This window comes from Mixta theicola (genome assembly GCF_002895925.1).
Lineage (GTDB): Bacteria > Pseudomonadota > Gammaproteobacteria > Enterobacterales > Enterobacteriaceae > Mixta > Mixta theicola.
This window is the reverse complement of record NZ_NWUO01000025.1, coordinates 1-13,533: the sequence shown is the minus strand read 5'-3', so window position 1 is coordinate 13,533 and position 13,533 is coordinate 1. Positions and strand designations below refer to the sequence as shown.

Sequence of the window (13,533 nt, the reverse complement as noted above, 5' to 3'; positions counted from 1 at the left end):
AGAAAAATATGCGAGAAAATCAGCCCTGGCGCTGTTTGTGCTTAGGCTCGGCGCTGCAAATCACACGTACGACGCCGTCGCGACGAATGATTTTGCAGTTACGACATAATTTCTTGACGGAAGCACGAACTTTCATTTTTACTCTCCGTAACTTCTCAAGCGCCTGATTAGCGGCTATAGCCTTTCAGGTTTGCTTTCTTCAATGCAGACTCGTACTGACTGGACATCATCAGAGTTTGCACTTGAGCCATAAAGTCCATGATGACAACAACGACGATAAGCAGTGAGGTTCCACCGAAGTAGAACGGTACCTTCATCGCATCACGCATGAACTCCGGGATCAGGCAGATGAAAGTAATGTAGAGCGCACCAACTAGCGTCAGACGCGTCATCACTTTATCGATGTACTTCGCCGTTTGCTCTCCCGGACGAATTCCTGGTACAAATGCACCAGACTTCTTCAGGTTATCTGCTGTTTCTCGCGGATTGAAAACCAACGCCGTATAGAAGAAACAGAAGAAGATGATTGCAGTCGCATAGAGTAGCACATAAAGCGGCTGTCCTGGCTGCAAATAGAGCGAAATAGTTGTCAGCCAGTTCCATCCTGTACCGCCACCAAACCATGATGCGATGGTAGCCGGGAACAGGATAATGCTGGAGGCGAAAATTGCCGGGATAACCCCTGCCATGTTCACCTTCAACGGTAAATGTGTACTCTGTGCAGCATAGACACGACGGCCTTGCTGACGTTTCGCATAGTTCACCACAATGCGGCGTTGACCACGCTCAACGAAAACAACGAAGAAGGTCACTGCAAATACGAGAACTGCAACCAACAGCAACAGGAGGAAGTGCAGGTCGCCTTGCCGCGCTTGCTCAATGGTATGGCCAATGGCCGGCGGAAGACCCGCAACAATACCAGCAAAGATTATGATTGAGATACCGTTGCCGATACCTCGTTCAGTAATCTGCTCGCCCAGCCACATCAGGAACATGGTTCCCGTAACCAGACTCACAACAGCAGTGAAGTAGAAAGCAAAGCCTGGGTTCATTACCAGGCCCTGCATTCCAGGCATATTCGGCAGACCGGTAGCAATACCGATCGACTGAAATATAGCCAACACCAGAGTACCGTAACGGGTGTACTGGCTAATCTTACGACGGCCAGCCTCCCCTTCTTTCTTTATTTCTGCCAGGGCGGGATGAACCACCGTTAGCAGCTGGATAATAATTGATGCCGAAATATACGGCATAATACCCAGCGCAAAGATAGAAGCACGGCTTAAAGCACCACCAGAAAACATGTTGAACATTTCAATGATGGTGCCACGCTGTTGCTCAAGCAGTTTGGCAAGTACAGTGGCATCGATACCAGGGATCGGAATAAAAGAGCCAATGCGGAATACAATCAGCGCACCGATGACAAACAAAAGTCTGCGTTTCAGTTCGCCGAAACCGCCCTTGGCACTTTGAAAATCTAATCCTGGTTGCTTAGCCATCTGCTACTTATTCCTCAATTGTACCGCCAGCAGCTTCGATTGCAGCACGAGCGCCTTTAGTGACACGCAGACCGCGAACCGTAACCGGTGCAGAAACTTCGCCAGACAGAATCACTTTCGCGAATTCGATCTGAATACCGATGATGTTTGCTGCTTTCAGCGTATTCAGGTCAACAATACCGCCTTCCACTTTCGCCAGCTCGGACAGACGAATTTCCGCCGTGACCATTGCTTTGCGAGAAGTGAAGCCGAATTTCGGCAGACGACGGTACAGCGGCATCTGACCGCCTTCGAAACCACGACGTACGCCACCGCCAGAACGAGAATTCTGACCTTTGTGACCGCGGCCGCCGGTTTTACCGAGACCAGAACCGATACCACGACCCAGGCGTTTACCCGCCTGTTTTGAGCCTTCGGCCGGAGACAGAGTATTCAAACGCATCTGTTACTCCTCCACTTTAACCATATAGGAAACCGCGTTAACCATACCGCGAACAGCAGGCGTGTCTTCACGCTCAACGGTATGGCCAATGCGACGCAGACCCAGGCCAAGCAGCGTTGCCTTATGCTTAGGCAAACGGCCGATTGCACTACGGGTTTGTGTAATTTTGATCGTCTTTGCCATGGTCAATTACCCCAGAATGTCTTCAACGGATTTACCACGCTTGGCAGCGACCATTTCCGGAGATTTCATATTTTCAAGGCCATCAATAGTTGCACGAACCACGTTAATCGGGTTAGTGGAACCATAGGTTTTAGCCAGAACGTTATGAACTCCAGCGACTTCCAGGACGGCGCGCATTGCACCACCGGCAATAATACCGGTACCTTCAGAAGCCGGTTGCATGAACACACGGGAACCTGTGTGCGCACCTTTAACAGGGTGCTGCAGGGTGCCGTTAGTCAGCGCGACGTTAATCATGTTGCGACGGGCTTTTTCCATCGCTTTCTGGATCGCTGCCGGAACTTCACGCGCTTTACCGTAACCAAAACCTACGCGACCGTTACCATCACCCACTACAGTCAGTGCGGTGAAGGAGAAAATACGGCCACCTTTAACAGTTTTAGATACACGGTTTACCGCGATCAGCTTTTCCTGCAGTTCACCAGCTTGTTTCTCGATGTGTGCCATCTTAGACCTCTACCTTAGAACTGAAGGCCAGCTTCACGGGCAGCTTCTGCCAGTGCCTGGACGCGACCATGATATTGGAAACCGGAACGGTCGAAAGCAACATCTTTGATGCCTTTTTCCAGCGCGCGCTCAGCGATAGCTTTACCTACAGCAGTAGCAGCGTCTTTGTTGCCGGTGTACTTCAGTTGTTCAGAGATAGCTTTTTCTACAGTAGAAGCAGCAACCAGAACTTCAGAGCCGTTCGGGGCGATGACCTGTGCGTAAATATGACGCGGGGTACGATGTACCACCAGGCGAGTAGCACCCAGCTCTTTGATCTTGCGACGTGCGCGGGTCGCACGACGGATACGAGCAGATTTCTTATCCATAGTGTTACCTTACTTCTTCTTAGCCTCTTTGGTACGCACGACTTCGTCGGCGTAACGAACACCCTTGCCTTTGTAAGGCTCAGGACGACGGTAGGCGCGCAAGTCAGCCGCAACCTGGCCGATCAGCTGTTTATCCGCACCTTTCAGTACGATTTCAGTCTGAGACGGACATTCTGCAGTGATTCCCGCTGGCAGATCGTGTTCAACCGGGTGAGAAAAACCCAGTGACAAATTCACGACATTGCCTTTAACGGCTGCACGATAACCTACACCAACCAGCTGCAGCTTCTTAGTGAAGCCTTCGGTAACACCGATAACCATTGCGTTCAGCAGCGCACGGGCAGTACCCGCCTGCGCCCAGCCATCAACGAAACCTTCGCGCGGGGCGAAAGTCAGAGCGTTGTCAGCATGCTTAATTTCAACAGCATTATTGATAGTACGAGTCAGCTCGCCGTTTTTACCTTTGATCGAAACTTCCTGACCGTTGAGTTTTACCTCTACGCCGGCAGGAACAACGACAGGTGCTTTAGCAACACGAGACATTTTTTCCTCCGTTAAGCTACGTAGCAGATAATTTCGCCACCAAGACCAGCCTGGCGCGCTGCACGATCGGTCATAACACCTTTAGAGGTAGAAACAACAGCAATACCCAGTCCAGCCATTACCTTCGGCAGCTCATCTTTTTTCTTATAGATGCGCAGGCCAGGACGGCTAACACGTTGAATGCTTTCTACCACAGCTTTACCCTGGAAATACTTAAGAGTCAGTTCCAGTTCCGGCTTGATGTCGCCTTCGATTTTGAAATCTTCAATATAACCTTCTTCCTTCAGCACGTTGGCGATTGCCACTTTCAGCTTGGAGGAAGGCATGGTGACCGCAACTTTGTTCGCGGCCTGACCGTTACGGATACGGGTCAGCATATCCGCGATCGGATCTTGCATGCTCATCTGTCTTTACTCCCGTGATTCAATTGGTGACAATTACCAGCTAGCCTTTTTCAGACCCGGGATTTCACCGCGCATAGCGGCTTCACGGACCTTGATACGGCTCAACCCGAACTTCCGCAGGAAACCATGCGGACGACCTGTTTGACGGCAGCGGTTACGCTGACGAGACGGGCTGGAATCACGCGGCAGACTCTGCAGCTTGAGAACAGCATTCCAACGATCTTCGTCGGAGGCGTTCACATCAGAAATGATCGCTTTCAGTTCTACGCGTTTTGCGAAGAATTTGTCTGCTAATTTCTCACGCTTGACTTCGCGTGCTTTCATTGATTGCTTAGCCATTAAGTAACCCTACCTTACTTGCGGAACGGGAAGTCAAAAGCAGCCAGCAGAGCACGGCCTTCATCGTCAGATTTCGCAGTAGTGGTAATGGTAATATCCAAACCACGAACGCGATCGACTTTGTCATAGTCGATTTCTGGGAAGATGATCTGCTCACGGACGCCCATGCTATAGTTACCACGACCATCGAAAGACTTCGCAGACAGGCCACGGAAGTCACGAATACGCGGTACAGCAATAGTGACCAGACGCTCAAAGAACTCCCACATGCGTTCGCCACGCAGAGTTACTTTACAGCCGATCGGATAGCCCTGACGGATTTTGAAGCCTGCAACTGATTTGCGTGCTTTGGTGACCAGCGGTTTTTGACCGGAGATTGCTGCCAGGTCAGCTACTGCGTTATCCAGCAGCTTTTTGTCAGCGATCGCTTCACCAACACCCATGTTCAGGGTGATCTTCTCGACCCGAGGGACTTGCATGACAGAATTGTAGCCAAACTCAGTCATGAGTTTTTTAACTACTTCGTCTTTGTAGTAATCATGCAGTTTCGCCATCGTACTACTCCAAATTACTTGATAGTTTCGCTGTTAGACTTGAAGAAACGGACTTTTTTTCCATCTTCGAATCTAAAGCCTACACGGTCAGCCTTGCCGGTAGCCGCATTGAAGATAGCAACGTTAGAAACCTGAATTGCAGCTTCTTTTTCAACGATGCCGCCTGGTTGGTTCAGAGCCGGAACCGGCTTCTGATGTTTCTTCACCAGGTTGATACCTTCAATAATGACCTTGCCAGAAGACAGGACATTTTTTACTTTACCGCGCTTACCTTTATCTTTACCGGTCAGCACGATAACTTCGTCGTTACGACGGATTTTCGCTGCCATTGCTCGCTCCTTAGAGTACTTCTGGTGCCAGGGAGATAATTTTCATGAACTTTTCATTACGAAGTTCACGAGTTACCGGCCCAAAAATACGCGTTCCGATAGGCTGCTCGCTGTTATTGTTCAGAATAACGCATGCATTACCATCGAAGCGAATGACAGAACCGTCAGGGCGACGAACACCCTTCCTGGTGCGCACCACTACCGCCTTAAGCACATCACCTTTTTTCACTTTACCACGCGGAATTGCTTCCTTGATGGTAACTTTGATGATGTCGCCTACGCCTGCGTAGCGACGGTGCGAGCCACCCAGAACCTTGATACACATTACGCGACGTGCACCGGAGTTGTCGGCGACGTTCAGCATAGTCTGTTCTTGGATCATTTTAGTGCTCCGCTAATGTCAACTACTACTTCGGGACCCAAACAGCGGGTCGTTAGAAAGCCCCATAATTGAGGGCGCGGCATTATAACACCGGTCCCCGCAGATGGGTAGAAAAAATAAACGACTCCTGTCGAGTCGATATTTGAACCTGTAAATTAAGGAACGCGACATTCTAAGGAATTGTTCACTCTGTAGCAATCGTAATCTGCACACTTCTTCAGCTTATTGATGGTTATTCTTCTATGCGGAGGCAAATAAGCAGATACAGACAATAGGTTAGCGCTAAATGTTAGCTATAGATTTAACTTCACCACAACAGGCGACGATCGCAACGCCCGTAACATTTAATTGCAGCGCCTGGCAGCAACCGGCGCGTAAGCAAAAAAAAACCCTCTGCCGAAGGCAGAGGGTTTCAATAAGAAAGAGGATTCTATTACAGAACCGCTTTCTCAATAACGCGAACCAGAGTCCAGGACTTAGTCTTGGACAGCGGGCGGCATTCGCGGATTTCAACCACGTCACCGATACCGCATTCGTTGTTCTCGTCATGGATGTGCAGCTTAGTCGTACGCTTAATGAATTTACCGTAGATCGGGTGCTTCACGAAACGCTCGATAGCAACAACTGCAGATTTCTGCATTTTGTCACTAACAACACGACCTTGCAGAGTACGAATTTTATCGGTCATTACGCACCCGCCTTCTCAGTCAGTAAAGTTTTAACGCGTGCAACATCACGGCGCACATTCTTCAGCAGATGAGTCTGCTGCAGCTGGCCAGATGCTGCCTGCATGCGCAGGTTAAACTGCTCACGCAGCAGGTTCAGCAGCTCAGTGTTCAGCTCTTCAACGCTTTTTTCACGCAGCTCTTTTGCTTTCATTACATCACCGTCTTAGTAACAAAGGTGGTTTTGATAGGCAGTTTTGCTGCTGCCAGCTTGAATGCTTCACGGGCCAGCTCCTCCGGTACGCCGTCCATTTCATACAGGACTTTACCCGGCTGGATCAAGGCAACCCAATACTCCACGTTACCTTTACCTTTACCCATACGCACTTCCAGCGGCTTCTCGGTGATCGGTTTGTCCGGGAATACACGGATCCAGATCTTACCTTGACGCTTAACTGCACGGGTCATAGCACGACGTGCTGCTTCGATCTGACGGGCAGTCAGACGACCACGGCCAACAGCTTTCAGACCGAAAGTACCGAAGCTCACATCCGTACCGGCAGCCAGACCACGGTTGCGGCCTTTGTGCACCTTACGGAATTTTGTACGCTTTGGTTGTAACATCAGCGACTCTCCTTACTTACGGCCTTTACGCTGCTGCTTTTTCGGTTGAGCAGCCGGTTTTTCCGGTTGTTCAACAGCAGCCATACCACCCAGGATCTCACCTTTGAAGATCCATACCTTAACGCCGATTACACCATAAGTGGTGTGCGCTTCTGAGGTGTTGTAGTCGATGTCAGCACGCAGGGTGTGCAGCGGTACGCGACCTTCGCGGTACCATTCGGTACGTGCGATTTCTGCGCCGCCCAGACGGCCACTAACTTCAACTTTAATACCTTTAGCGCCCAGACGCATTGCGTTCTGTACAGCACGCTTCATCGCACGACGGAACATCACGCGACGCTCCAGCTGAGAAGTGATGCTGTCAGCAACCAATTTCGCGTCCAGTTCCGGTTTACGGACTTCAGCGATATTGATCTGCGCAGGTACGCCAGCGATATTCGCTACAACGTTGCGCAGTTTCTCTACGTCTTCGCCTTTTTTACCGATAACGATGCCCGGGCGAGCGGTGTGAATGGTTACACGGATGCTTTTAGCCGGACGTTCGATAACGATGCGCGATACAGACGCTTTAGCCAGTTCTTTAGTCAGGAACTGACGCACTTTAAAATCGCTGTCCAGGTTGTCAGCGAATTCTTTGGTATTAGCGAACCAGGTAGAGTTCCAGGGTTTAACAATACCCAGTCGAATACCATTAGGATGTACTTTCTGACCCATTGCTAGTCTCCAGAGTCTCAGCGATCGGACACAACCACAGTAATGTGGCTGGTGCGCTTCAGGATGCGATCTGCACGACCTTTTGCACGCGGCATAATGCGCTTCATGCTTGGGCCTTCGTCGACGAAAATTTTCGCGACTTTCAGATCGTCGATATCAGCGCCATCGTTGTGTTCTGCGTTAGCAATGGCAGATTCCAGAACTTTCTTGACCAGTACAGCCGCTTTTTTATTGGTGTAGGTCAGGATGTCCAGAGCCTGCGACACTTTCTTACCGCGAATCAGGTCAGCCACCAGGCGAACCTTTTGAGCAGAAGAACGAGCGTGGCGATGTTGAGCAATAGTTTCCATCTCTTCCTCCTGCCTTAGCGTTTCTTGGCTTTTTTATCAGCCGCGTGACCGCGATAAGTACGAGTCGGCGCGAATTCACCCAGCTTGTGACCAACCATTTCGTCGGAAACAAAGACAGGTACGTGCTGACGACCATTATGGACAGCGATGGTCAAACCGATCATATTTGGAAAGATCGTTGAACGACGGGACCAAGTGCGCAGGGGCTTCTTGTCACCGCTTTCCACCGCTTTCTCTACCTTCTTCAGCAAGTGCAGGTCAATAAATGGACCTTTCTTGAGAGAACGTGGCATGGCTTATCCTCTAATATTATTTGCTACGGCGACGTACGATAAATTTATCGGTACGCTTGTTGCTACGGGTCTTCTTACCTTTGGTCTGAACGCCCCACGGGGTTACCGGGTGCTTACCAAAGTTACGACCTTCACCACCACCGTGCGGGTGATCTACTGGGTTCATCGCAGTACCACGAACGGTCGGACGAACACCACGCCAGCGGGCAGCACCTGCTTTACCCAGAACGCGCAGCATATGCTCAGCGTTACCGACTTCGCCCAGAGTTGCGCGGCAGTCAGATTCGACTTTACGCATTTCACCTGAACGCAGACGCAGGGTTACGTAGGAACCTTCACGCGCAACGATCTGCACGTAAGCACCAGCAGAACGAGCAATCTGACCGCCCTTGCCTGGTTTCATTTCTACGTTATGAACGGTGGAACCTACTGGGATGTTACGCATCGGCAGGGTGTTACCTGCTTTGATCGCAGCATCAACGCCAGACTGAATCTGGTCGCCAGCTTTCAGGCCTTTAGGGGCCAGGATATAACGGCGTTCGCCATCTTTGTACAGAACCAGCGCGATGTTCGCGGAGCGGTTCGGATCGTACTCAAGACGTTCAACAACTGCCGGGATACCGTCTTTGTTGCGTTTAAAGTCAACGATACGGTAAGCCTGCTTATGACCACCACCAATGTGACGCGTGGTGATGCGGCCATTGTTGTTACGGCCACCGGATTTGCTGTTTTTTTCCAGCAGCGGAGCAAATGGTTTGCCCTTGTGCAGCTCTGGGTTCACCACTTTAACTACGTGGCGACGACCCGGAGATGTCGGTTTACATTTAACAATTGCCATTGTTCTTCTCCTCCGACTTACTCTGCGCCGCCGACGAAGTCCAGATTCTGGCCTTCTTTCAGGGTGACGTAAGCTTTCTTCCAGTCGCTACGACGACCAATACGCTGTCCATGACGCTTAACCTTGCCCTTAACGACCAGGGTGTTCACGTCTTTGACTTCAACTTCAAAGAGTTTCTGCACAGCGGCTTTGATTTCTGCTTTGGACGCGTCTTTCGCAACTTTGAGAACGATGGTGTTGGTTTTTTCCATCGCAGTAGACGCTTTTTCAGAAACGTGCGGCGCGCGCAGCACTTTCAGCAGACGTTCTTCACGGATCATGCCAGCATCTCCTCAACTTGCTTAACTGCGTCAGCAGTCATAACGACTTTGTCGAAGGCGATCAGGCTAACCGGATCGATACCCGCTGCATCACGCACGTCAACCTTGTACAGGTTACGCGCAGCCAGGAACAGATTCTCATCCAGTTCACCGGTGATGATCAGCACGTCTTCCAGCGCCATATCTTTCAGTTTCTGTGCCAGCAGCTTAGTTTTCGGCGCTTCTACAGAGAACGTCTCGACAACGATCAGACGATCCTGACGTACCAGCTCGGACAGAATGCTTTTCAGCGCGCCGCGGTACATCTTTTTGTTAACTTTTTGACTGTGATCCTGCGGCTTCGCAGCGAAAGTCACACCACCTGAACGCCAGATCGGGCTCTTAACAGAACCTGAACGCGCACGGCCGGTGCCTTTCTGGCGCCACGGTTTTTTACCGGAACCAGTTACTTCAGCACGGGTTTTCTGGGCACGGGTACCTTGACGGGCACCAGCTGCATAAGCAACAACAACCTGATGTACCAGCGCTTCGTTGAAATCACGACCGAAGGTAGTTTCGGAAACAGTCAGCGCGCTTTGCGCGTCTTTCAATACTAATTCCATTGCTATCCCCTTACGCCTTCACAGCTGGTTTAACGATCAGGTCGCTACCGGTAGCACCGGGAACTGCACCTTTAACCAGCAGCAGGTTGCGCTCAGCGTCAACACGTACTACGTCCAGGCTCTGAACGGTTACGCGCTCATTACCCAGCTGACCTGCCATTTTTTTGCCTTTGAACACTTTGCCCGGAGTCTGGTTCTGACCGATAGAACCCGGAACGCGGTGAGACAAGGAGTTACCGTGTGTAGCATCCTGGGTACGGAAGTTCCAGCGCTTAACAGTACCGGCGAAACCTTTACCCTTGGAAGTACCAGTTACGTCAACTTTCTTAACTTCAGCGAAAATTTCAACGCTGATGTCCTGGCCAACGGTATATTCTTCACCTTCAGCGGTGCGGAATTCCCACAGACCACGGCCAGCTTCTACGCCAGCTTTAGCAAAATGACCTGCTTCAGGTTTGGTCACACGGTTCGCTTTTTTCGCACCGGTGGTAACCTGGATGGCGCGGTAACCGTCGCTGTCCAGACCTTTAACCTGAGTAACACGGTTTGCTTCAACTTCGATAACGGTTACAGGGATAGAAACGCCTTCTTCAGTGAAGATGCGGGTCATACCCACTTTTTTACCGACTAAACCAATCATTGTTTCAACCTCTCAATCGCTCGATGACCTGATTAACCCAGGCTGATCTGCACGTCTACACCGGCAGCCAGATCCAGACGCATCAGAGCATCAACGGTTTTTTCAGTTGGCTCAACGATGTCAACCAGACGCTTGTGAGTGCGGATTTCATACTGATCGCGCGCGTCTTTGTTAACGTGCGGGGAGATCAGAACGGTAAAGCGCTCTTTGCGGGTCGGCAGCGGGATCGGACCACGAACCTGCGCACCAGTGCGCTTGGCAGTCTCAACGATTTCCGCGGTTGATTGATCGATCAGACGATGATCAAACGCTTTAAGACGGATACGGATTCTTTGGTTCTGCATGAGACCAGAGCTCCAATTATTTTATAAACGAAAAAAATTACTCCTCGCACCCATTACGATTGATAGGGGAGTGTAATCGTTCAGCATATAACTCCCCAATCGGGAGTATTGTCAGGCCAGGCGATATCCGACCAGCCTGCGATTCTGCTCGAATCGCGCTTGCAATATTAGCAGGCCCGCGCATTATACGGGAATTCGCTCAGATAGCAACCCGCCGGACAACATTGCTCTAAAAAATTGGAAGCTAAAGCGCGAGCGCGTTGGACGCTGCGCAACCAGCGATTTTTCTTTGCAGGCCAGCTTCAGTGACGGCTAAAAGGCAAAAGACAGCATCCGCTCTGAACATTACCCTGAGGTTAATATCAGCGATAAAAAGGGGATGCTGTGCTGACGCTTTTTCTGTCTGGACTATCAGGCCTTATCGTCGGGAGCTTTCTGTGCCTGGCCGCCGATCGCTATCAGCCCAGCCTTACCTCCCGGCAATGGCTGGTTTCACTCGCCCTTCCCGCTTCCCACTGCGCCGGCTGCGGACATCGTCTTAAACTTAGCGACCTGGTGCCGATTTACAGCTGGTGCAGGCGGCAAGGAAAGTGCCGTTACTGCCAGATTAAACTCCCGCTGCGTTTGCTTATTACAGAGATCCTAACCTGCCTGCTATTCACCTTGGTGGCGAGCTACCACAGCTCTCCGGCTCCGCTGATATTTTCACTATTTCTTAGCGCAGCGCTGATAGTGCTTAGCCTTATCGACTGGCAACACTTTATGTTGCCTGATGCGATTACGCTTCCGCTGTTATGGCTGGGCCTGCTTTATCACCTGGCTTTGTCTCATGAATACTTACCCTCAGCGGTCACGGGCGCTGTGCTCGGCTGGCTTTTTTTGTGGTTGTTATATTGGGGATTTCAGGCGTGGTATCGTCAGGAAGGCGTCGGATATGGTGATATGAAATTATTCGCAGCGTTAGGCGCCTGGTGTGGCTGGCAGGCGCTGCCTTTGATTGCAGCTATTGCCGCATTGCTCGGCTTATCACTTTTTGTCTATCGTGGTGTAGATGAGAGAGCTGCCGGCTGGCATCGCCGACAGCCTTTTGGACCATGTCTGTCTATAGCAGGCTGGGCAGTATTCATTTGGCAAACGCAGACGGGTAGCGTTACTCCTCCTCTCTGATCTGCGCCTGCAGATAGTTTTGGATCCCCATCTTTTGTATTAAGTCCAGCTCGGTTTCCAGCCAGTCAATATGCTTTTCTTCATCTGCCAGAATTTCAATCATCATGTCCCGGCTGACGTAGTCATAAATTTTATCTGCCCAGGCAATAGCTTCACGTAGATCTTTTGCGCCTTCCATTTCAAGCGACAGATCGGAGCGCAGCATTTCTTCGACATCTTCGCCAATGCGTAAACGGCCTACGTCCTGAAGATTAGGGATACCTTCCAGAAAAAGGATGCGTTCAATGTACTTGTCTGCATGCTTCATCTCATCGATTGATTCGTGGTATTCCACATCATTCAAACGCATCAGCCCCCAGTTTTTGAACATCCGCGCATGGAGAAAGTACTGATTAACCGCAACCAGTTCATTTCCCAATAATTTATTTAAATAGCCTATGATTTTTGCATCGCCTTTCATTACGCTTCCTCCGCTTCCAGTTAATTAGAGCGTAGATGCGGTTAGAAAGAAGTCAAAAAGGCAACGATAAAACTGCGGTTATTCTCAGGCGATCTCTTTATACAGCGGCGGATTTTTCATCTCTTCTTCCATAATTTCACGCGCCGCACGGATGCATTTACCGCACTGCTTACCGACCGGTATCAGCTGACGCAGCTGTTGGATAGATTTTGGCTGATAGCGACGAACGGCTTCGCGCACGGTTTTATCGCTTATTGCATTACACAGGCAGACGTACATTTATATGCTCCAGTACAAATACTGAACGCATTTTAAATGAGAATGATTTTTATTTCAAACCTGCATTTTGTAAGGATTAAAGCGGGGATCAGGCAAAGCGGATAGATAAAAAAAGGGCGCCGAAGCGCCCTTTTTCACAGAATAAACACCAAAGCATTTATTCTAATTAAAGCTTATTAAGCAATAATTTTAGCAACAACGCCCGCGCCAACGGTACGGCCACCTTCGCGGATTGCGAAACGCAGACCGTCGTCCATCGCGATCGGGTGGATCAGGGTAACAACCATTTTGATGTTGTCGCCCGGCATTACCATCTCAACGCCTTCCGGCAGTTCAACGGAACCAGTCACGTCAGTCGTACGGAAGTAGAACTGAGGACGGTAGCCTTTGAAGAACGGAGTGTGACGGCCGCCTTCGTCTTTGGACAGAACGTAAACTTCTGATTCAAAGGTGGTGTGCGGCTTGATGGAGCCCGGCTTAGCCAGAACCTGGCCACGCTCGATCTCTTCACGTTTGATACCACGCAGCAGAACACCAACGTTCTCACCAGCCTGGCCCTGGTCCAGCAGTTTGCGGAACATTTCAACGCCGGTACAGGTAGATTTCGCCGTATCTTTGATACCAACGATTTCCACTTCTTCACCCACTTTGACCACGCCACGCTCAACACGACCGGTAACAACGGTA

The 13,533-nt window shown here is 50.4% G+C and carries 27 protein-coding genes; 1 reads left to right on the top strand and 26 read right to left on the bottom strand.

Annotated elements, in window-relative coordinates:
• Positions 1–19 precede the first annotated feature (19 nt).
• The 23 genes from rpmJ to rpsJ form a co-directional block, all read right to left on the bottom strand.
• On the bottom strand, positions 20–136 hold the full coding sequence (gene rpmJ / locus COO59_RS19750) for a 50S ribosomal protein L36 (RefSeq protein WP_004160566.1): 117 nt from the start codon (positions 134–136) through the stop codon (positions 20–22).
• Between the two features lie 31 nt (positions 137–167).
• On the bottom strand, positions 168–1,499 hold the full coding sequence (secY, locus tag COO59_RS19745; protein ID WP_103061377.1) for a preprotein translocase subunit SecY: 1,332 nt from the start codon (positions 1,497–1,499) through the stop codon (positions 168–170).
• Between the two features lie 7 nt (positions 1,500–1,506).
• Entirely contained in the window at positions 1,507–1,941 is a 435-nt protein-coding gene (rplO, locus tag COO59_RS19740; protein WP_103061376.1) for a 50S ribosomal protein L15, read from the bottom strand.
• Between the two features lie 3 nt (positions 1,942–1,944).
• A complete protein-coding gene (gene rpmD, locus COO59_RS19735) occupies positions 1,945–2,124 on the bottom strand; it encodes a 50S ribosomal protein L30 (protein WP_004846568.1) in 180 nt (59 codons plus the stop codon).
• Between the two features lie 6 nt (positions 2,125–2,130).
• On the bottom strand, positions 2,131–2,631 hold the full coding sequence (gene rpsE, locus COO59_RS19730) for a 30S ribosomal protein S5 (protein ID WP_085068460.1): 501 nt from the start codon (positions 2,629–2,631) through the stop codon (positions 2,131–2,133).
• 14 nt (positions 2,632–2,645) lie between these two features.
• Positions 2,646–2,999, bottom strand: a complete 354-nt coding sequence (gene rplR, locus COO59_RS19725) for a 50S ribosomal protein L18 (RefSeq protein WP_103061375.1) — start codon at positions 2,997–2,999, stop codon at positions 2,646–2,648.
• 9 nt (positions 3,000–3,008) lie between these two features.
• Positions 3,009–3,542: a 50S ribosomal protein L6 gene (gene rplF / locus COO59_RS19720; protein WP_103061374.1), complete on the bottom strand. Its 534-nt coding sequence runs from the start codon at positions 3,540–3,542 to the stop codon at positions 3,009–3,011.
• Between the two features lie 11 nt (positions 3,543–3,553).
• Complete coding sequence (gene rpsH / locus COO59_RS19715) at positions 3,554–3,946, bottom strand: 30S ribosomal protein S8 (RefSeq protein ID WP_017374146.1); 393 nt, start codon at positions 3,944–3,946, stop codon at positions 3,554–3,556.
• 33 nt (positions 3,947–3,979) lie between these two features.
• Positions 3,980–4,285, bottom strand: a complete 306-nt coding sequence (gene rpsN, locus COO59_RS19710) for a 30S ribosomal protein S14 (protein ID WP_085068464.1) — start codon at positions 4,283–4,285, stop codon at positions 3,980–3,982.
• A 14-nt stretch (positions 4,286–4,299) separates the two neighbouring features.
• Positions 4,300–4,839 carry a 50S ribosomal protein L5 gene (gene rplE / locus COO59_RS19705; RefSeq protein WP_038629762.1) on the bottom strand — a complete coding sequence of 180 codons (540 nt, stop codon included), beginning with the start codon at positions 4,837–4,839 and terminating at the stop codon, positions 4,300–4,302.
• A 14-nt stretch (positions 4,840–4,853) separates the two neighbouring features.
• Positions 4,854–5,168 (bottom strand): 50S ribosomal protein L24, encoded by a 315-nt coding sequence (gene rplX, locus COO59_RS19700; protein WP_103061373.1) that lies wholly within the window; start codon positions 5,166–5,168, stop codon positions 4,854–4,856.
• 10 nt (positions 5,169–5,178) lie between these two features.
• Positions 5,179–5,550: a 50S ribosomal protein L14 gene (gene rplN, locus COO59_RS19695; RefSeq protein ID WP_038629760.1), complete on the bottom strand. Its 372-nt coding sequence runs from the start codon at positions 5,548–5,550 to the stop codon at positions 5,179–5,181.
• A 433-nt stretch (positions 5,551–5,983) separates the two neighbouring features.
• The gene (gene rpsQ, locus COO59_RS19690) at positions 5,984–6,238 is read right to left on the bottom strand and encodes a 30S ribosomal protein S17 (RefSeq protein ID WP_003850147.1); all 255 of its coding nucleotides are present in this window, start codon (positions 6,236–6,238) and stop codon (positions 5,984–5,986) included.
• Positions 6,238–6,429: a 50S ribosomal protein L29 gene (gene rpmC / locus COO59_RS19685; RefSeq protein ID WP_038629759.1), complete on the bottom strand. Its 192-nt coding sequence runs from the start codon at positions 6,427–6,429 to the stop codon at positions 6,238–6,240. The genes rpsQ and rpmC overlap by 1 nt, the downstream gene beginning before the upstream one ends.
• A complete protein-coding gene (gene rplP, locus COO59_RS19680; RefSeq protein ID WP_008927134.1) occupies positions 6,429–6,839 on the bottom strand; it encodes a 50S ribosomal protein L16 in 411 nt (136 codons plus the stop codon). The genes rpmC and rplP overlap by 1 nt, the downstream gene beginning before the upstream one ends.
• A 12-nt stretch (positions 6,840–6,851) precedes the next feature.
• On the bottom strand, positions 6,852–7,553 hold the full coding sequence (gene rpsC, locus COO59_RS19675) for a 30S ribosomal protein S3 (protein WP_085068468.1): 702 nt from the start codon (positions 7,551–7,553) through the stop codon (positions 6,852–6,854).
• A gap of 17 nt (positions 7,554–7,570) precedes the next feature.
• Positions 7,571–7,903, bottom strand: coding sequence for a 50S ribosomal protein L22 (gene rplV / locus COO59_RS19670; protein WP_007891659.1), 333 nt, complete (start codon positions 7,901–7,903; stop codon positions 7,571–7,573).
• A gap of 14 nt (positions 7,904–7,917) precedes the next feature.
• The gene (gene rpsS, locus COO59_RS19665; RefSeq protein ID WP_004929772.1) at positions 7,918–8,196 is read right to left on the bottom strand and encodes a 30S ribosomal protein S19; all 279 of its coding nucleotides are present in this window, start codon (positions 8,194–8,196) and stop codon (positions 7,918–7,920) included.
• A gap of 16 nt (positions 8,197–8,212) precedes the next feature.
• On the bottom strand, positions 8,213–9,034 hold the full coding sequence (gene rplB, locus COO59_RS19660; RefSeq protein ID WP_103061372.1) for a 50S ribosomal protein L2: 822 nt from the start codon (positions 9,032–9,034) through the stop codon (positions 8,213–8,215).
• Between the two features lie 17 nt (positions 9,035–9,051).
• Complete coding sequence (gene rplW, locus COO59_RS19655; RefSeq protein ID WP_038629756.1) at positions 9,052–9,354, bottom strand: 50S ribosomal protein L23; 303 nt, start codon at positions 9,352–9,354, stop codon at positions 9,052–9,054.
• The gene (gene rplD, locus COO59_RS19650) at positions 9,351–9,956 is read right to left on the bottom strand and encodes a 50S ribosomal protein L4 (RefSeq protein WP_010304939.1); all 606 of its coding nucleotides are present in this window, start codon (positions 9,954–9,956) and stop codon (positions 9,351–9,353) included. Before rplD ends, rplW begins: the two co-directional genes overlap by 4 nt.
• Positions 9,957–9,966: 10 nt before the next feature.
• Positions 9,967–10,596 carry a 50S ribosomal protein L3 gene (rplC, locus tag COO59_RS19645; protein WP_085068476.1) on the bottom strand — a complete coding sequence of 210 codons (630 nt, stop codon included), beginning with the start codon at positions 10,594–10,596 and terminating at the stop codon, positions 9,967–9,969.
• 32 nt (positions 10,597–10,628) lie between these two features.
• Positions 10,629–10,940 (bottom strand): 30S ribosomal protein S10, encoded by a 312-nt coding sequence (gene rpsJ / locus COO59_RS19640; protein WP_001181005.1) that lies wholly within the window; start codon positions 10,938–10,940, stop codon positions 10,629–10,631.
• A gap of 384 nt (positions 10,941–11,324) precedes the next feature.
• On the opposite strand from rpsJ, the gene COO59_RS19635 reads away from it, so the two are divergent.
• Positions 11,325–12,107: a prepilin peptidase gene (locus COO59_RS19635; RefSeq protein ID WP_103061371.1), complete on the top strand. Its 783-nt coding sequence runs from the start codon at positions 11,325–11,327 to the stop codon at positions 12,105–12,107.
• On the opposite strand, the gene bfr is transcribed toward COO59_RS19635, so the two are convergent.
• The 3 genes from bfr to COO59_RS19620 form a co-directional block, all read right to left on the bottom strand.
• Complete coding sequence (gene bfr / locus COO59_RS19630) at positions 12,091–12,567, bottom strand: bacterioferritin (protein ID WP_103061370.1); 477 nt, start codon at positions 12,565–12,567, stop codon at positions 12,091–12,093. The genes COO59_RS19635 and bfr overlap by 17 nt on opposite strands.
• A gap of 84 nt (positions 12,568–12,651) precedes the next feature.
• Positions 12,652–12,846 carry a bacterioferritin-associated ferredoxin gene (bfd, locus tag COO59_RS19625; RefSeq protein ID WP_103061369.1) on the bottom strand — a complete coding sequence of 65 codons (195 nt, stop codon included), beginning with the start codon at positions 12,844–12,846 and terminating at the stop codon, positions 12,652–12,654.
• A gap of 176 nt (positions 12,847–13,022) precedes the next feature.
• Positions 13,023–13,533 (bottom strand): EF-Tu C-terminal domain-related protein (locus COO59_RS19620; protein ID WP_240614169.1); only part of this gene is annotated, 511 nt, incomplete at its 5' end.